We start from the raw sequence: 17,168 nt of genomic DNA, 5'->3' as shown, positions 1-17,168 counted from the left end.
AACGTCGACCTGCCACAAACCTGCCACGGTACCCGGCGACACGATGACGACACGAACCGCGTGCTCGCGGGAACGATCCGAAAGGAGACTTCGAGATGAACGATGCCGCCCAACATGACGCGTGGGAAATCGGCGAACCGCACTTCCACGCCTCCACGCCACTGGAACAGCAGCTGCGCTTTGCGCTGCATTATGCGGTGCTCGCGCCGTCGAATCACAACACGCAACCGTGGCGGTTCATCGTCGGCGGCGAGACCGTACAGATCTGCGCCGACCGCATGCGCGCGCTTCCCGTGGTCGATCCTTTCGATCGCGAACTTCTGATGAGCTGCGGCGCGGCGTTGCTCAATCTTCGCGTGGCGCTGTGCCGTCTCGGTCTCGCTTATGCGATCACGCTGTTTCCATCGGAAGCCGACCCCGACATCGTGGCGCTCGTGCGCGTGTCGCGCGACGGGCTCCGCGACCCGCACTTGCACGAACTATTCGACGCGCTGACGGCGCGCGTGACGACGCGTGCGCCGTTCGCCGACGAAGCCGTTCCGGCCGCACTGCAACGCAAGCTCAGCGACGCCTGCGACGACGAGGGCGCGATTGCCTGTTGCGTGGAGCAAACGACCGCGCGCGAGGCGCTTGCGCAACTGATCGCCGACGCCGATCACGCGCAATTCGCGGACCCACGCTTCCGTCGCGAGCTCGCCAGCTGGATCCACCCGCGCCGGCGCGACGATGGCATGCCGGCTTACGGTACCGCTCTCGGAGCATTGCTCGACTTCGCGGCGCCGCTCGTCGGCCTGGCCGTCCGCGTATTCGATGTGGGCGCGGGACAGCCCGCCACGCATCAGCACCTCGTGCAAGGCTCGCCGCTGATGGTCGGCATCGCCACGATGCGCGACGACCGCGAGGCATGGCTCGCGGCGGGACAGGCGCTCGAGCGGATGCTGCTGGTCGCGGCGTCCGCGGGACTGACCGCTTCCTACCTGAACCAGCCGATCGAAGTGGACCCGCTGCGCGAGCGACTCCGGACGCTGCTGGGAACGGAGGCGATTCCGCAGCTTCTGCTCCGCGTCGGCCGCGGCCCGCGCGTCAGTCATGCGCCGAGGCGGCCGCTGGCCGATGTGGTGTCCTGACACGCGTGAGTCCGGGCACGCGTGGAAACGGTACCGATGGGCCCGTGATGAAGGTCGCGCGACAGCCAGACCGACGCCGGCATGGGCGATCCGACCGAAGAATCGCCATGTCATGCGCTACCCCAATGCCGCCACATGCTGCATGAACTGGACCTCAGCACTTCGCGATGGCCGCGCTTGAGCGAACGCGGCCAGCAACGATATCAAGCGGAAAAGCAGCGCGTTGCCTCACCTCAATGTCGGTTCGCGGGCTACACCGTTACCACGATCTTTCCGAATTGCCCGTTGGTTTCGAGGTAGCGGTGCGCGTCGACGATCTCGTCGAACCCAAAGGTGCGATCGATGACCGGCTTCAGCGAGCCGCTTTCGAGCCCCTTGAGCACGAACTCCACCGCAGCCTTTCGGCGCGTCGGGGCGCCACTCGTCAGCCAGATGTTGTGCGCCTTCACGGAAATCATTTTGGCGATCATCGGCAGCACGGGCAGCGTCGTGGCACGTTCGTCTAGCGCGCCGTACAGATACGCGATCCCCTGGAAGGACAGCGCCGAGACCAGTTTCGCGAAGTTCGGGCCGCCGACCGGATCGAACGCGACGCGAGCCCCCTTTCCATCCGTGATCCGCATGATCGCTTCGACAAGGTCCGACTCGTCCGTGACGACCACGTGTGCGGCACCCGCGTCGAGCAACTGCTGTCGCTTGCCAGCATGGCGCGTGACCGCGATCGACGTCGCCCCCGCGTAATTCGCTAGCTGGATCGCTGCCAGTCCAACGCTGCTCGAAGCGGCCGGTATGACGACATAGTCGCCGGCGCCCACCTTCGCATCTTCGATCAGCGCGCCATATGCGGTGACGAACATCATCCACACCGACGCGGCCTCGGCGAAGGAAAGAGATTTCGGATGCCTGACGACTGCATGGTCCGGCACGATGATGACTTCGCCGTAGGTGAAGTACTGATTCATCGAGAACGACGGGATCACATTGACCTCGTCTCCGGGCGCGAAACCGCCGACGCCTTCGCCCACCACGTCGACAATGCCGGCCGCCTCGTACCCGAGCCCGGCCGGAAAGCGGACGGGCTCGATGTACTGGTCGGTGCGCCACATCGATTCCGCGCGATTGAGACCGATCGCTTTCACGTTGATGCGAACTTCACCGCGGCCGGGGCCGCGGACCGATTCGTCGACGAATCGAAGCACTTCTGGCCCACCGGCCTCGGCAAACCTGACAGTCCGTGACATCACTACCTCCTGGATGGATTGATGGTAGAGCACTGCGAAAATTGCCACGTCGTTCCCGCGAGGGAATTCGATTGATAAGCGGGGAAATCCGAACAGTGCTTTTCGTCGTCGCCCCAGAACGCCGCCTCGCACAAAGAGGGTCGATCGAAAACTACGCGGTGGACGGATTGTCGCTGGTCATTCGCCTGATGATCGCAAGCAGTTCTTCGATATCGACGGGTTTGACGAGATGACTATCACACCCCGCCCCCGCTGAGCGAGTCACGTCCTCAGGCTGTCCGTATCCGGACACGGCGACGATTTCAAGACGCTTGCCGGCCGCCTGACGATCCCTCAGCCGACGCGCAACCTCATAGCCGCTGATTCCCGGCAGACCAAGATCAAGGAAAACGATCTGCGGCTCGAAGGCAGCGGCAATCTGAAGCGCTTCTTCCCCGCTGTGTGCGGTGCGCACATCGTGCGCGTCGAGAATCATTGCGAGCGACAGCGCGGCATCGCTGTTATCGTCGACGATCAGAACACGCAATGGGTCGGACGGCGGTCGACCTGCTTCGGCACCGTCCTTAGCCTGCTGGTTGCTGCCCTGGCAAACGGGTAGACGTATTTCGAATTCACTGCCTCTGTTCTTGCCTTCGCTCCTGGCGACAATGGTCCCGCCGTGCATCTCGGTCAGCGTCTTGCACACCGAGAGCCCGATCCCGAGACCGCCCCTGGACGGCTCGCCGTGGCAGGAACCCTGTACGAACAGATCGAACACGTGAGGCAGTGCGTCGCCCGAAATACCCGTGCCCGTGTCCGACACGGTAACGGATACCTCCTGACCGACGAGCGTCGCGCATACGACGATCCGGCCGCCCTCGTCGGTGTATTTGATTGCGTTATCCAGCAGATTGGAAAATGTCTGGGTGATCCGCGCCGGGTCACCGTGGACGTACACGGGGTGCGCGAGCGGCAGACGCACGATGTCGTGATGCCGCTGCAACGCAGCCGGCATCGTGATCTCGAGAGCATGGTCGAGTGCCAGCCTGATATCGAAGACCTCGCGCTTCAACTCGATCTTGCCGGTGGTGATCCTCGATACATCGAGCAGGTCGTCGATCAGATGCGACAGGTGGCCGGTCTGGCGTTCGATGACATTGCGCAGCCACTCACGTTTGGCGGGATCGGCTCCCGCGCCGTGGCCCAGCAGATGCGCGGCGTTACGCACGGGCGCCAACGGGTTGCGCAGCTCGTGCGCGAGCGTGGCCAGAAAGATGTCCTTGCGGCGATCGGCGTCCTGCAATTTCGCCTCTGCGTCGGTCCGCTCCGTCACGTCGCACAAGCTGCCAATGAACGTGTAATCGTCCTGCTGAACGGGCGGACGCAGATACCCGAACATTTCGACGGTCCTAAGCGCGCGGTCGGTGACGCGGTGCAGCCGGAACGCGACATGCACCGGCTCGCCGGAGACCAGCCGGGACTGAAAATGGCATTTCAGCAGTTCGACATCGTCGGGATGAACGACCGACGTTATGAACTCGGTTTCCGTCAACGGTCCCCTCTCCTCGGGCTGCCCGGTGATTTCGTACATCTGGCGGTTTTCCCACACGCCTTGTCGCGAGGCGCCACACCACTCGAAGATGCCGATGCCGGCCGCGCTCGTGGCGACACGCAGCCGCTCCTCGGTGAGCTTCAGCGCAGTCAGCGCCGTGTGCAGGCTGTCCTGCGCCGCCGCCACCTCGGCCGCCTGACGTTGCATTTGCGCCTCGATGGCGTTTTCGATCATCGCGCGAAACGTGCGCTCGACGATGTCGTGTGCCCGTATGTGAACGTCGACGGAAGCCGCAACCGGACCGAAATACGCGCGGATCTCGTCTTTCAGAAAGCGCTGCATCAGATCGATGTTGCGAAACAGATCCGTGACCCGCCAGCTCTCTGGCCAGAACCTGCCGGGGTACGCGACAGCCACATGCGCGGATAGTGACGCGTCGCTCTCGGCGACCAGCAGGGCGGCGCATACTTCGGCCAGCATATAGGCGAAACAGCCAATGAGTTCCTGCCCGCTGTCCGCATCGGTGTGCGCGGCCTGCTCCGAGGTCTCGGCGATCCAGCGATGCATCAGTTGCTCACGGGCACGCCCCAGCCTGTGCGCCAGCCCGTTTAGCGTGATCGCGCCTCGGGAATCCAGATCGAGATGCCGTTTCATCCAGGTACCCCCGGACAAAAGCTGTGAGCCCGCGATGCCGTCCCGGCACACCGGTTTGTGTCAGTCAACCTCTTTGTCATGGACCGTTTTAGTAGGTTACGCAGCGCGCGCTTATAAATAGTATCGCAGCATCCAGGGCGATCCGCCATGGCATGCGGGACAGGACGAACCATTAAAAGCTAGACGTTTCCGACGCAAGTATCCTCGCGTGCGCGTAAGATTGCCGGGAACGCGATGAAGACGCGAAGGAGCCATGGCGATGGAGGAACCCCGGAACCCGACGCGACAGAACGGCCCCAAGGTCGCGTTTGCCCTGCAAGGCGGCGGTTCGCACGGCGCCTTCACGTGGGGTGTGCTCGACCGTCTGCTGGAGGCTTCGTCGCAGGCAACCCCGCTCGATATCGCGGCGATCAGCGGCGCAAGCGCGGGCGGAATCAATGCGACGCTGTGCGCGGCGGGTCTCGCAACCAGCGGCGCGCCGAAAGCACGCGAGATGCTGCGCGCCTTCTGGGAAGCGGTATCGCGCGCCGGCGCGCTGGCGGGCAACGCGCTGCTCGGCTTTTCCGAACCCGGCCCATTCGGCGGCTGGAATATCGACTGGAATCCCGCCGCCATCATGCTGGAGGCCGTGGGACTCGTCACTTCGCCTTACGGCAATCCGTTTTACCGCGATCCGCTCGGGCCGGTGATTCGTTCCGCCCTCCCCGAACAGGATCTCGCCGCGCTCAATACCACGCGCGATGGCCCGCAACTGTTCATTTGCGCAACCGACGTACGAACCAACCAACGCGCAATCTTCACCCGCCCCGAGATTTCCATTGACGTATTGCGCGCTTCCGCATGCCTGCCGAGCGAGTTTCGCACCATCAGCGTGGGCGGCATACCGTACTGGGATGGCGGCTATCTGGGCAACCCGCCTTTGGCGCCGTTGATCGCCCATGCCCAGGACCTGATTCTCGTTCTCGCGAATCCGTTCGTGCGCCACGACATGCCGCCTAAAGACGCGCGCGGCATTCTCGACCGGCTCAATGAAATCGGTTTCAACGCGTCCGTCGTACTGGAGATCAACGCGATCGAAGCGGTCAACCGTGTGCTCGACTCGGTCGGCGAGGAAGCGGCGCGCAAAAGCCGCTTCAAGCCCGTCAGGTTTCACCTGATTCGCGACGACGATTTTCTCGCGAAGTTCGGTTTTGTTTCCAAGAGCAGCACGTCCTGGTCATTGCTCAAAACGCTCTTCGAGCGTGGCCGCGAAGTGGCGAACGTATGGCTCGAGAACGACTACGCGAAACTCGGGCAAGCGTCTTCGCTCGACGTCAAGGGTTCGTTGCTCGATCCGACGCTCAAGCACAGCGGCAACGCGAGCGCGCGACGAAACTGAAAAGGACGATTTCCATGCCGCGCACCGCATCGAGAGCGCTAGCGACGGCTTCGACGTCGGTCTGGAACCGATCCGCCATCGCGCGCACCTTAGCCGGACTGATCGCGTGTCCAGCCGCGGCTCCACGCTTGCGGCAGTAGTCTCAATCGCCTGCCCGCGAGATGACCCTCGCGATGGCCTCCGCAGCCGTCGCAACGTTGTTGTCATTGAGCGCGGCGACGCACATGCGCCCGGACCGGATCAAGTAGACGCCGTGCCGTTCGCGCAGCGTGTCGACCTGGTCTGCCGACAACCCGGTGTACGTGAACATACCGCGCTGCTCGAGGTAGCGCGCGAGCATCGTGTCCGGCACCTTGCCGCGCAGGCGTTCATGGATCTCCGCACGCATACGCATGATGCGCCGGCACATCGATGCAAGCTCTTGTTGCCATGATTGCCGCATTGCCGGTGTTGTCAGCACGCGCGCTACGATCTTTGCGCCGTGCGTCGGCGGATTGCTGTAGTTCGCGCGCACAGCGCTCGTCAATTGACCCAATACGCGCCCGGCAACGTCCGGCGACTCGCAAATCACCGACAGGCCGCCGCAGCGCTCCCCATACAGCGAGAAGTTCTTCGAGAATGAATTGGCCACCAACGCCGGCACGTTCTGGCGCACGAGTTCACGAATCGCCAATGCGTCCGCGTCGATGCCCGCGCCGAAGCCCTGATACGCCATGTCGATGAAGGGCAGCAGGGTCCGCTTCCTGATGACCTCGATCAGTTGCACCCATTGCGCGTCGTTCAGATCGACGCCCGTCGGGTTGTGACAGCACGCGTGCAACAGGACGACGCTGCGCGCCGGCAGCGCGTCGATGGCCGATAGCATCTCTTCGAACTTGAGCCCGCCGCTCGATTCGTCGTAGTACGGGTACGTGTCGACTTCGAATCCCGCGCGCTCGAAGATGAAACGGTGGTTTTCCCACGTCGGATCGCTGACCCATACCCGTGAGCCCGCAAAATAGCGCTTGATGAAATCCGCACCGACCTTGAGCGCGCCCGAGCCGCCCAAGGTCTGCACAGTCGCGATGCGCCCCTCGGTACGTGCCGTCGAGTCGTCGCCGAACACCAACGATTGCACGGCATCGCGGTAGTGGGCGAAGCCCGCCATCGGCAGGTACGGCTTTGGACCGAGCTCGGCGAGCAGTTGTCCTTCGGCCTCGCGTACGGCTTGCATCACCGGTAAGCGGCCTTGATCGTCGTAATAGATGCCGATGCTCAGATTGACCTTGTGGTCGCGCGAATCCTTCGCGAAGTTCTCGTTCAAGGTGAGGATCGGGTCGCCCGCATAGGCATCGATGTGTTCAAACATGCTGGTTCCCTGGATTAGGCCAAATGGTTGCAGAAACGCGGTGCCTAGCGCATCGGCACACCAACTGGTACGGAGGCGCCCGCGCGTCGATTGCGCAAGCGATAGCCGACGCCCAGCGCAACGAGCCAAACGGGGATCAGGTAGACCGACATGCGCAGATCCGGTATCAGCCACATCACCACCAGGATGCCGCCAAGGAACACCAGACACAGATAGTTGGTGAGCGGATAGCCCAGGCTGCGGAATACGGTCGTCTCACCGGCTCGCGCTTTCGCAGCGCGAAAGCGCAAATGAATGATGCTGATCATTGCCCAGTTGATGATGAGCGCCGAGACGACGAGCCCCATCAGCAGTTCAAATGCCTTGCCGGGCATCAGGTAGTTGATCACCACGCAGGTGGCCGTCGCCACGGCGGAAACACCCAGCGCGACGAGCGGAATCCCGCGGGCGTTCACCTTCAGCAGAGCGCGCGGCGCATTGCCCTGGCCTGCGAGGCCGTAAAGCATGCGGCTGTTGCAGTAGACGCCGCTGTTGTACACCGACAGCGCGGCGGTGAGCACCACCGCATTGAGCACGTTGGCGACGAAGTTGCTATTCATCGCGTGAAAGATCAGCACGAACGGACTACCGCCCGTAACGACTTTTTCCCACGGATACAGCGACAGCAGCACGCCGAGTGCGCCGACGTAGAAAATCAGGATCCGGTAGATCACCTGGTTGGTCGCGCGCGGGATGGTGTGCGAAGGATCTTCCGCCTCGGCGGCCGTAATGCCGACGAGTTCCAGTCCACCGAACGAGAACATGATGACAGCCATCGCCATCACGAGGCCCGACACGCCGTTCGGAAAGAAGCCGCCGTGGCGCCAGAGATTGGCCACGCCCGCGTCAGGGCCTGCGTGGCCCGAAATCAACAGGTAGCCGCCGAAGCCGATCATGCCGACGATCGCCGCGACCTTGACGATCGAGAACCAGAACTCGAGCTCGCCGTACGACTTCACGCTGGTGAGGTTGATCGCGTTGATGACGCAAAAGCAGACGAGCGCGGAGACCCACGTGGGCAGACCGGGCCACCAGTACTGCATGTAGATGCCAACGGCCGACAGTTCTGCCATTGACACGAGAACGTACAGCACCCAGTAGTTCCAGCCGGACACGAAGCCGGAGAATTGGCCGCAGTATTTGCCTGCGAAGTAGCTGAAGGATCCCGCCACCGGCTCGTCGACGACCATTTCGCCGAGCTGCCGCATGATGAAGAAGGCGACGATGCCCGCGATCGCGTACCCGAGCAACACGGACGGCCCTGCCGTCTTGATGGTCTGCGCGATGCCGAGAAAGAGGCCGGTGCCGATTGCGCCTCCTAGCGCGATCAACTGAATGTGACGATTCTTCAGGCCGCGCTGTAGCGTGCCCTGTTGCTGGTGTGCCACGATGTTGTCTCCTGTGTCCTGCGGTTGGTTCTGGACGCCACGCCTCGCTTTTCGCCTGCTCTGGTCGAGAGCTATCAACGGGGTTGTATGCGCGTCAAACCTTCAGCGTGCCCCGCTCGATCTGATCGCGTTCGAGCGACTCGAACAGCGCCTTGAAATTGCCTTCGCCGAAACCTTCATCACCCTTGCGCTGGATGAATTCGAAAAAGACAGGGCCAAGCAGCGGCTTGGAAAAAATCTGCAGCAGCAGGCGCGGCGACCCGTCTGCCGTCGTTCCGTCGAGGAGGATGCCGCGCGATTGCAATTCGCTCACCGGTTGACCGTGGCCCGGCAAGCGCGTCTCGAGCGCATCGTAGTAGTAGCTGTTGGGCCCCGTCATCAGCGGCACGCCTGCCATCTGCAGGTTGTCGATAACCGTTATCAGATCGTCCGTCAGGAACGCGATGTGTTGAATGCCCTCGCCATTGAAGGCCATCAGGAATTCCTCGATCTGCCCGCTCCCCTTGCCAGATTCCTCGTTCAATGGAATGCGGATCTTGCCGTCCGGCGCCGTCATCGCCTTCGACGTGAGACCCGTGTATTCGCCCTCGATGTCGAAGTAGCGTAGCTCACGGAAGTTGAACAGAGTCTCGTAGAAGTTGGCCCAATACGTCATGCGGCCGCGATAGACGTTGTGCGTGAGGTGGTCGACGAGGCGCAAGCCATGACCGGCCGGCCGCCGCTCGACACCTTCGATGAACTCGAAATCGATGTCGTAGATCGACTTGCCGTCCTCGAAGCGGTCGATCAGATAAAGCGGTGCGCCGCCAATGCCTTTGATTGCCGGCAATCTCAGCTCCATTGGACCGGTTGCGATTTCGATCGGCTGAGCCCCTAGCGACAGCGCGCGGGCGTAGGCCTTGTGCGAATCCTTCACGCGAAATGCCATGCCGCACGCACTCGGGCCATGCTCGGCGGCAAAGTAAGCGGCCGCACTGTTGCGCTCGCGATTGACGATGAAGTTGATTTCGCCCTGGCGGTAAAGCAGCACGTCCTTCGAACGGTGGCGAGCCACCAGTGTGAAGCCCATCTGCTCGAACAGCGGTTCAAGGACATCGGGTACGGGCGAGGCAAATTCAACGAATTCGAAGCCCATCAGTTGCATTGGATTGTCAAACAGGTCGGCCATGATCTCTCAGGTTCAGCAGAGGGTGAATGATTTGTGGCGAGCAACCGGCACCGAGTGGTGCCGGGTGTCGGAAAAATGAAAGCAAATTTCTCCAATCGCCACGCAGGCAGCGTCCTCGGACCACTCTTTCAACGCATTTGCCGGCCGCATCGCAGCGACATCTGGATTCAGTGTAAATTTTTATCGACGCAATTGGATTTCCTTGCAGACGCAGACAAACCCTGATTTGTGCATTAATATTTCATTTCAGTGGAGAACGAGGAAATAAAAGTGCAGGCAATCGACATCGACCGTATCGACGTGCGTCTACTGGAGATTCTTCAGTCCCAGGGGCGCATCTCCAATCTCGAACTTGCGGAGGCGATCAAACTGTCGCCCGCGCAAACGCTGAGGCGGCATCGCCGGCTCGAGGAAATGGGTGTGATCAAACGCTACGAGACGCGGCTCGACGCGCAGCTGCTGGGCTTTGGCGTAGTGGCCTTCATCCAGGTGACGATGGAGCGAGGCCATGTCCGCGACCTGTCGAAGTTCAAGCGAATGATCTCGGAACTCACCCAGGTTCAGGAATGCTTCGTCGTAACGGGTGATATCGATTACATGCTCAAGGTCGTGGCGCAAGACCTGAAAGCGCTGTCGGAGTTTCTGCTGGATACGCTGATGCGCATTCCGGGCGTGAGCGGAGTCAAGTCCAGCGTTTGCCTCGATGAAATCAAATGTACGGGCGCTGTCCCGTTGGCGGCCTAGCCCGCTGAGCGCGAGCGTCGCCCGTCACATTCCGGTGCTGCCCACTCTTATTGAATCGACTCGGAAACGGTACTGACGATCAACGAAAACAAACGGTCCATTTCACCTTCGATCTCGCTGCCGCTGAACGGATCGCGATTGGCGCCGAACGCCTCGTCCAGTTCCATCCAGTCGGCCGCAGTAAGAAAACGCAACGCGGCCGGCAAAATCACTTCCTCCTCCAGCCGCCTGTGATGGCTGTAAAACGCCGCGTATTCATCAACCAACGTCCGCAAGGCTGGCGCCGCCGAATACCCGGTCAGTTCATATCGGGTCAGCGCGCGGTCAAGATCACGTACCCGCGCTTCGCCTGCGACATGCTGCGCCTCCAGTTCGTCGATGACGTCGTCCAGTTCGTCCGTGCGTGATCGCAAGCGCGCAAACAGATATTTGTCTTCCTTCGGATGATGCACCTGCTCCGGATATTCCCGAATGTAGCAAAGCATGGCCCGCATCAGCATCGGTTCGGGCGCAGGCGCGCCTGCGGACAATGACGCGACAAACCGGGTCATGCCGTTGACCACCGCTGACAGCTGTTGATGTTCGCGAACAATGGTCTGCACCGCCCGCCGCGCGACTGGGTATTGCATGTGATTGCTCCTGAAGGTCACAGCTCCCAGGCGATGCAGAGCGAGGCACTAGTTCACCCTCCCGAGTTCACCCTCCCGACCGACCGCAATATCGAACGTCCTTGCGCGGTCAGACGCCCTCGCGCGCATCCAGACGCGAGCTTTTCCAGAAATACCAGTTGGCGCTCGCACAACGCGTCGAGATCGCCGGGATCGAAATTTTCTGGACGGGGGTTTGTCTCGAGAAGCATGAGCGTTGCGATCTCATGTGGGCTAAGCATCGTCGTCTCCCTGGCGCTGATGTTCCATGCATCATGGTCCTTCCTCGAAGGATAGATGCTCATCAAAACGTGTCGACGCGCATTTTGTCGCATACCTCGATGCCCGAATCCGGCTTCCCGGGGCAGGTCGAAGCCTCAGCATGCTGCCACGCTTCGTGTAGGACGTTCCGCCCCGATAGAGCCCAACCGCCCCGCAACACGGTCGATAGCCACGAGATGACTGAGTGCCTGACAGAACGTCTCGTCGAGACTGCGCTCCGCATCCAGCGCGACAACGCCGTTGACCTCGAACACGGCGCGATAGGCCGCCACCTGACGCGTCAGAAAGCTCATCGGCGGCGGCTGGTCGTTCTCGTCGTTCCTTGCCCGCACGCGACGGTGTGAAGTCGCGCCGGAAACGTTCAGACCAAAGGCGACGTCGGGACGCAGCAAATGACCGGCGATGCTGCGGAGCACAGGCGCAGTCTCAGCGGGATCGGAACGCGTGCCGATTTCAGCCTGAGAGGTGAATACGTAGCGGTCGCAGAAAACGACGTCGCCGCGTTCCAGTGCCGGTATGACCGTGTCGGTCAGATGCTGGACGAGGTCTCCCATGATGGACAGCAGAATGCCCAGCATGTCGACGCGCCGTCGGCTTACGTCGAGTCCGGCACCGGCGCTCGATGTATGCCAGTGGCTGTCCACCATATCCCGGAACAGCGCATCTTTGCGGATCCTACGGGTCGGCGTAAACGTCGTCACGCAGTTGAGCCCCGCACGCGTGCACGCGCTTTCGAGCCTTTCCATCAGTGACGACTTCCCCGCCCCATCCACACCGCACAAGGTGACCAGAACCCCCGGATAAGCATGCGGTTTGAGCTCGAGCGTTTCGAAGACACCATGCGACATGAAATCACCTCAGACCATAACTTCCCGAGACTCCGCCAGCATCTCGTCACGGGCCTCGATCGGCGCGAGGACCGCGGTGAAGTGCTTGAGCATCGACGGTGCCGAGACGATGCGCATTCCCCGGATCGCATCGCGTCGTTGGTAGACCCGGATCAACGCGGCGGCAACCGCCGCGAGGTGGCTATCGGTGTAGACGCGGCGAGGAATGGCCAGCCTCAGCAGTTCCAGCCTCGGGGCGCTGACAGTGCCCGTCGACGGATCTTCTTTCAGGAACGCCAACGAGCCCAGACCGACGGCGCGCACGCCGCCCTCCAGATAAAGCTCGGCAGCCAGCGCCTCGGCCGGGAATTGCGAGCGCGGCAGGTGCGGCAGGAAGGCGGCCGCATCGACGTACACCGCGTGTCCACCGGTCGGCCTCAGTATCGGAACGCCGCCGGCAAGCAGTGTGTCCCCTAGCCGTTCGACCTGACCTACGCGGTGTTGCAGGTATCGGTCGTCGACCATCTCGCGCAGACCGATCGCGAGCGCCTCGAGATCGCGGCCCGCCATCCCTCCGTAGGTGACGAAACCTTCGTACAGCACGAGCAGCGGCACGACCTGCTCATAGAGCGTGCGCGACCGTGTCGCGAGCAAGCCGCCGATGTTGACCAGCGCATCCTTCTTGCAGCTGAACGTGCAGCCCTCGGCATAGGAAAACTGCTCCTTCAGAATTTCCGCCACGGACCGGTTCGCATAGCCGCTCTCGCGCTGCTGGATGAAGTAAGCATTCTCCGCGCAGCGCGCCGCATCGAAGTAGACCGGAATCGCAAACTCATCGGCCAACGCCCTCACCGCGCGCAGGTTCGCCATCGATACCGGCTGGCCGCCGCCCGCGTTGTTCGTCAGCGAGACCATGATCAGCGGAATATTGTCGCGCCCTTCGCTTTCGATCACGTTGCGCAGCTTCTGCACATCCACGTCGCCCTTGAACGGGTGCTCGACAGCGGGTTGGTAGCCGATTTCGGCGACGCACGGTATCGCGGTCCCGCCGGCAATCGATACGTGTGCCTCGGTCGAATCGAACGGCGCGTTGAACGGCACCACCTGGCCCGGGCGCACGAGGGTCCGAAACAGGAAGTGCTCGGCCGGCCGGCCCTGATGGGTCGGCAATACGTAGTCGAAGCCGAGCATGTCCCGCACGGCCTGCGTCAACTTCGTGAAACTGCGGGAACCGGCATATGATTCGTCGCCGGTCATGATGCCGGCCCACTGGTTCGCGCTCATCGCGGAGGTGCCGCTGTCCGTCATCAGATCGATGTAGACGTCGTCTGCTTCGAGGCGAAAGACGTTGTACCCGGCGGCGACAAGCCGCGCCTGCCGTTGCTCGCGGTCGATCAGCCTGATCGGCTCGACCATCTTGATCCTGTACGGCTCAGGCTGGCTGTTTTCTAAAAGCATGCACTCCTCCTGGGTTGAAAGTACGCAGGCCACTGGATGACTGGCCGCTTCGGGCATCGCACACCGCATCAGGCACTTTGCTCGATCGGCACAACCTCGATCGGTGCCCAATCCGCATCGCCGCCGGCCGCCGACGTGCGGTGACACCCGCGAGCGTCGTGGGCCGCTTCGAAGCGTTTCTCGATCCGGTTCAGGATCGACCAATACGCGCCCCGTTCGCCTTGCGCGATCGCTTCGACCAGCGCGTCGTTCGCGTTGTAGTTGAACAGACTCGCGTTGGTCCCGAAGAACCGCCGATCATTGCCGATCAGATCGGCAATGAATTGCTGCGGGTCCGGGCCCAATGCGGTCGGCAGATAGAACAGCGGATGCAGCAGATCGTCGTTGCCTTCGATATGGCCGTGGAGATTCGGATTTCCGACATGCAGGCCTTCGCGGCGAATCATCTGCTCGAGCTCGGTGCCGGGGAAAATCCTCAGCCCGACCGTCACCGAAACGCGCTCCGGATCGACCCGCTTGATGAACTCGATCGTCTCGCGCGCGGTTTCCTGCGTCTCGCCGGGGGCGCCGAACAGCAGCTCGATGATGTGCTCGAGGCCGTGGCGCTTCGCCGTATTGACCGCATGCTCGATGTCGTGGGCGCTAAAGGTGCGGCGCAGTATCTTCAGCATCGTTTCGCTGGCGGTGTCGACGCCGAAGTTCATGCCGACGCAACCGGCTGCTTTCATCGCGGCCGCGAGTTCATCGGGAAACGGCCGCGGCATACCGTACGCATACCACTGGATTTTGCCGGCGAGCCCGTGCCGGATGATGGCCGCGCACAGCGCAAGAGGATGCGCGACGCTCAGATTGAATTCCGAGTCGTTGATGTGAAAGACGTTGACCCCGCGTTCTTCGAGCGATGCCATCTCGGCGACGACATCATCGGGTTCGCGCATGCGCACCGTGCGGCCTTTGATCAGCGGCTCGACGCAATAGATGCAGGAGCGATTGCAGCCACGCTTCGTTTCGATGCCGATCTGGCCGCCTTTGGCGAAGTAGTGGGGGTTGTCGACCAGCTCGCGTTTGTGAGGCCCGATGCTGGCCAGCGGTCCGCATGCGTTCGGGGCGAGCGGCGTAGCGCGCACCCCGGCCGTATCGCGGTAGACCACGCCGGGTATGTGCGTGAAACTCCTGCCTTCTTCGAGGCAGGTCAGCAGCTCGGGAAAGCTGAATTCGCCTTCCCTGACGATGCCGAAGTCGGCGTCGAGGTAAGCAAGCAGTTTTTCCGGCATCACCGAGTAGCCCGCGCCGCCCATCACGACCGGAACCGCGCGCGCGCGCCGAAGCAACGCGACGATCTCCCTGATTCTGTCGAGAAAGCTGTAGCCGCTGGAAAAATAGACGTCGTCGGTATTTCGCAGCGTCACCCCCCAGTAATCCGGCGCGGCGGTGCGGCAGTGCGCGGCAATGGCCGCCTCGCAATCGTCGGAGAAGCACAGGTCGAGCAAATCGAGCGCGAACCCGGCTCGCTCCATCGGCGCCGACAGGTAGTCGAACGCAATCGGCGCAATCGCCGGTTTGATCTGGTTCGTGTTGACGAAGGTGACGCGCTTGGCCATGTTCGATCGGTCTCGGTGGAAAGGTTCGCGAGGGCTCGCAGGAATGCGCCTAGACGGCGACGTCGATGGACAGCTTCTGGCCCGCGCGGGCCACCGTCATCTCGCTCATGAAATCGCTGAACCGATGCATCATCACCGCCGCGAGGTGCTTCGCCTTGTCCTCGCAGTCGGAGAATGCATAGAAGCCCGGACCCGCGCTGCTCATCCCCGCGTACACCGCGCCCTCGCGTTGCATCGTCTCGTCGAACTCACGCATCACGTCGGTCCGGAAAATGCCTTCGAGCACCTTCATGTTGCTCATGCTGTTGAGTTCCCAGCCGTGCTTCAGAAACGCGAACAGGTCGTTGCGATGCAGTGCCGGCCGCAATTTCTGTTCGATGAAGTTGCGCCACGCGATGCCGTAGCGCTTCTGCCACTCGACAAAATGCGTCGGCACGAAGCCCGCCTCGGTGGTGCCTGACATGTCCGCGCCTTCGCCATGGGCGCGCAGCGCTTCGGTCGATAGCGTGTCGTAGTTGCCAACGGCGGTGGTCACCCACAGGTTTTCCGAACTCAGGTTGCCGAGAAAACGGCCGTTGCCGTGCTTCTCGTCGACCCAGACCAGACCACCGAAGAACAGGCACGCTTCGCCGACGCCGGTCTCCAGTCCGAAATACACGTGCTCGTCATCCTTCGCGGTCTCGACGTAGTTGCGGGTGATCATTTCCCACATGTCGTGCGGCGAAAACGGTGAGCCGAACAACGCGTTCAAGCCGGCGAGCGTCGCGGTATTGAACGAGACATTCGAGCCGAAGCCGCTGTGCTGGTGCTGGATGCTGCGCACCCGATCGACGCGGATGTCGTCACGTGCGTAGCCGACGGCTCGCTTGAACAACTCGAGCATGTGCCGCCCGCTCGGCACGTCGCAGCCGCCCTCGCCGTTGGTCGTCTTCGTGACGGTGATCCGGTGTCCGACCGTGCTCGTCGATACGCCGAGTCCGCCGCCGCCGAAGCCGGGCGCCATTTGCATAAAGTCGAATACCGCGAAGTGAAGGCGCCCTGGCACCGAGACCTCGGCACGATCGTAGCTCGGTACCGCGTCGCGCTCCCAGTGCGGCAACACAGTCAGATTCGCACCCGGCAGGAACTGCCCCGCTTTCGCCTTCCATGCCTGATTCATTGCTCTACCTCCATCCTCGTGAGTATTCCCAAGCGATACGTTTCGCGACCATCAATGCGCACCACTCACTGTTCGCGCTCCTCGCGCACGGTTCGTGCCAGGCACGCTCTTGCAGCGCGACGTGAGTCCTCGTCAGAAGCAATGACGCAAGCGGGCAGCCAGATTTCAAAGGGCAGCGCGATACATGCGCACGTTTAGATGTTTGGACGTCGGCATACGTACCGGGCCGGTATCGAATGTCCCGCAGTCGATCTGCAACCAACAGATGCGCTTCGCCTGTTGGCCCGGCACCGACATCCAGCAGGCCGCGACGGGCTCGCCCGAACGTGCGTCGGCAAATCGCAGACTCCGCTTCAATCGGCGCGAAACCCGCGCGGCCCTTTGAGATCTGGGCACTTCGGTCCGTTCTTGCAGGGAATGAGGACGACCTTCGTGCTGCCGACGCACGACTGGCATGAACCCTGCAAAAAGCATCTCCACAGTTGGTGGCCGGCCTGCCTCGATTCCTTCTTGCCGTAGCCGAACCCGAATCGCGAGGCACCGGTCGATTGCCACTCGTGACTCGCCCTCTTGATC

General features: G+C 62.1%; 15 protein-coding genes. 4 read left to right on the top strand and 11 right to left on the bottom strand.

The features are described from left to right. Positions 1–95 precede the first annotated feature (95 nt). Positions 96–1,127 (top strand): Acg family FMN-binding oxidoreductase, encoded by a 1,032-nt coding sequence (locus F6X37_RS15245; RefSeq protein ID WP_187611906.1) that lies wholly within the window; start codon positions 96–98, stop codon positions 1,125–1,127. Between the two features lie 251 nt (positions 1,128–1,378). Here the strand turns inward: F6X37_RS15245 and F6X37_RS15240 are convergent, their stop codons facing one another. Together F6X37_RS15240 and F6X37_RS36885 are read right to left on the bottom strand one after the other, a co-directional pair. After that, positions 1,379–2,368, bottom strand: a complete 990-nt coding sequence (locus F6X37_RS15240) for a zinc-dependent alcohol dehydrogenase family protein (RefSeq protein ID WP_187611905.1) — start codon at positions 2,366–2,368, stop codon at positions 1,379–1,381. Positions 2,369–2,519: 151 nt separating this feature from the next. Beyond that, a complete protein-coding gene (locus F6X37_RS36885) occupies positions 2,520–4,085 on the bottom strand; it encodes an ATP-binding protein (protein WP_316251972.1) in 1,566 nt (521 codons plus the stop codon). Between F6X37_RS36885 and F6X37_RS36880 the strand changes: the two genes are divergently transcribed. After that, entirely contained in the window at positions 4,059–4,328 is a 270-nt protein-coding gene (locus tag F6X37_RS36880) for a hypothetical protein (protein ID WP_262419927.1), read from the top strand. The two genes, F6X37_RS36885 and F6X37_RS36880, sit on opposite strands and share 27 nt — an antisense overlap. Positions 4,329–4,812: 484 nt before the next feature. After that, complete coding sequence (locus F6X37_RS15230) at positions 4,813–5,931, top strand: patatin-like phospholipase family protein (RefSeq protein WP_187611903.1); 1,119 nt, start codon at positions 4,813–4,815, stop codon at positions 5,929–5,931. Positions 5,932–6,073: 142 nt separating this feature from the next. Here F6X37_RS15230 and F6X37_RS15225 read toward each other — a convergent pair whose 3' ends face one another. From F6X37_RS15225 to hppD, 3 genes are all read right to left on the bottom strand, one after another. Next, positions 6,074–7,279 carry an amino acid aminotransferase gene (locus F6X37_RS15225; RefSeq protein WP_187611902.1) on the bottom strand — a complete coding sequence of 402 codons (1,206 nt, stop codon included), beginning with the start codon at positions 7,277–7,279 and terminating at the stop codon, positions 6,074–6,076. 44 nt (positions 7,280–7,323) lie between these two features. Then, positions 7,324–8,706 carry an amino acid permease gene (locus F6X37_RS15220; protein WP_410451365.1) on the bottom strand — a complete coding sequence of 461 codons (1,383 nt, stop codon included), beginning with the start codon at positions 8,704–8,706 and terminating at the stop codon, positions 7,324–7,326. Positions 8,707–8,800: 94 nt separating this feature from the next. Further along, positions 8,801–9,874, bottom strand: a complete 1,074-nt coding sequence (hppD, locus tag F6X37_RS15215) for a 4-hydroxyphenylpyruvate dioxygenase (protein WP_187611901.1) — start codon at positions 9,872–9,874, stop codon at positions 8,801–8,803. A gap of 270 nt (positions 9,875–10,144) precedes the next feature. Here hppD and F6X37_RS15210 point away from each other — a divergent pair, with 270 nt between their 5' ends. Next, entirely contained in the window at positions 10,145–10,618 is a 474-nt protein-coding gene (locus F6X37_RS15210; protein WP_090811524.1) for an Lrp/AsnC family transcriptional regulator, read from the top strand. Positions 10,619–10,665: 47 nt separating this feature from the next. Here F6X37_RS15210 and F6X37_RS15205 read toward each other — a convergent pair whose 3' ends face one another. The 6 genes from F6X37_RS15205 to F6X37_RS15185 all read right to left on the bottom strand — a co-directional run bounded on the left by F6X37_RS15205 (position 10,666) and on the right by F6X37_RS15185 (position 16,592). Next, positions 10,666–11,247 carry a hemerythrin domain-containing protein gene (locus F6X37_RS15205; RefSeq protein WP_187611900.1) on the bottom strand — a complete coding sequence of 194 codons (582 nt, stop codon included), beginning with the start codon at positions 11,245–11,247 and terminating at the stop codon, positions 10,666–10,668. A 53-nt stretch (positions 11,248–11,300) separates the two neighbouring features. After that, positions 11,301–11,507 carry a hypothetical protein gene (locus F6X37_RS36875; protein WP_262419933.1) on the bottom strand — a complete coding sequence of 69 codons (207 nt, stop codon included), beginning with the start codon at positions 11,505–11,507 and terminating at the stop codon, positions 11,301–11,303. Between the two features lie 135 nt (positions 11,508–11,642). Continuing rightward, positions 11,643–12,395: a dTMP kinase gene (locus F6X37_RS15200; protein ID WP_187611899.1), complete on the bottom strand. Its 753-nt coding sequence runs from the start codon at positions 12,393–12,395 to the stop codon at positions 11,643–11,645. A 9-nt stretch (positions 12,396–12,404) separates the two neighbouring features. Then, entirely contained in the window at positions 12,405–13,832 is a 1,428-nt protein-coding gene (locus F6X37_RS15195) for a tryptophanase (protein WP_187611898.1), read from the bottom strand. Positions 13,833–13,900: 68 nt separating this feature from the next. Continuing rightward, positions 13,901–15,433: a B12-binding domain-containing radical SAM protein gene (locus F6X37_RS15190; protein WP_187611897.1), complete on the bottom strand. Its 1,533-nt coding sequence runs from the start codon at positions 15,431–15,433 to the stop codon at positions 13,901–13,903. Between the two features lie 49 nt (positions 15,434–15,482). Continuing rightward, entirely contained in the window at positions 15,483–16,592 is a 1,110-nt protein-coding gene (locus tag F6X37_RS15185) for a hypothetical protein (protein WP_187611896.1), read from the bottom strand. Between the last annotated feature and the right edge of the window lie 576 nt (positions 16,593–17,168).

This window comes from Paraburkholderia sp. 31.1 (assembly GCF_014397645.1).
Lineage (GTDB): Bacteria > Pseudomonadota > Gammaproteobacteria > Burkholderiales > Burkholderiaceae > Paraburkholderia > Paraburkholderia tuberum.
This window is presented reverse-complemented; position numbering and strand designations above follow the sequence as displayed.

Coding starts and splice junctions, on each gene's coding strand:
- F6X37_RS15245 (WP_187611906.1), top strand. CDS start 96: ATGAACGATGCCGCCCAACATGACGCGTGGGAAATCGGCGAACCGCAC.
- F6X37_RS15240 (WP_187611905.1), bottom strand. CDS start 2,368: ATGTCACGGACTGTCAGGTTTGCCGAGGCCGGTGGGCCAGAAGTGCTT.
- F6X37_RS15230 (WP_187611903.1), top strand. CDS start 4,813: ATGGAGGAACCCCGGAACCCGACGCGACAGAACGGCCCCAAGGTCGCG.
- F6X37_RS15225 (WP_187611902.1), bottom strand. CDS start 7,279: ATGTTTGAACACATCGATGCCTATGCGGGCGACCCGATCCTCACCTTG.
- hppD (WP_187611901.1), bottom strand. CDS start 9,874: ATGGCCGACCTGTTTGACAATCCAATGCAACTGATGGGCTTCGAATTC.
- F6X37_RS15205 (WP_187611900.1), bottom strand. CDS start 11,247: ATGCAATACCCAGTCGCGCGGCGGGCGGTGCAGACCATTGTTCGCGAA.
- F6X37_RS36875 (WP_262419933.1), bottom strand. CDS start 11,507: ATGCTTAGCCCACATGAGATCGCAACGCTCATGCTTCTCGAGACAAAC.
- F6X37_RS15200 (WP_187611899.1), bottom strand. CDS start 12,395: ATGTCGCATGGTGTCTTCGAAACGCTCGAGCTCAAACCGCATGCTTAT.
- F6X37_RS15195 (WP_187611898.1), bottom strand. CDS start 13,832: ATGCTTTTAGAAAACAGCCAGCCTGAGCCGTACAGGATCAAGATGGTC.
- F6X37_RS15190 (WP_187611897.1), bottom strand. CDS start 15,433: ATGGCCAAGCGCGTCACCTTCGTCAACACGAACCAGATCAAACCGGCG.
- F6X37_RS15185 (WP_187611896.1), bottom strand. CDS start 16,592: ATGAATCAGGCATGGAAGGCGAAAGCGGGGCAGTTCCTGCCGGGTGCG.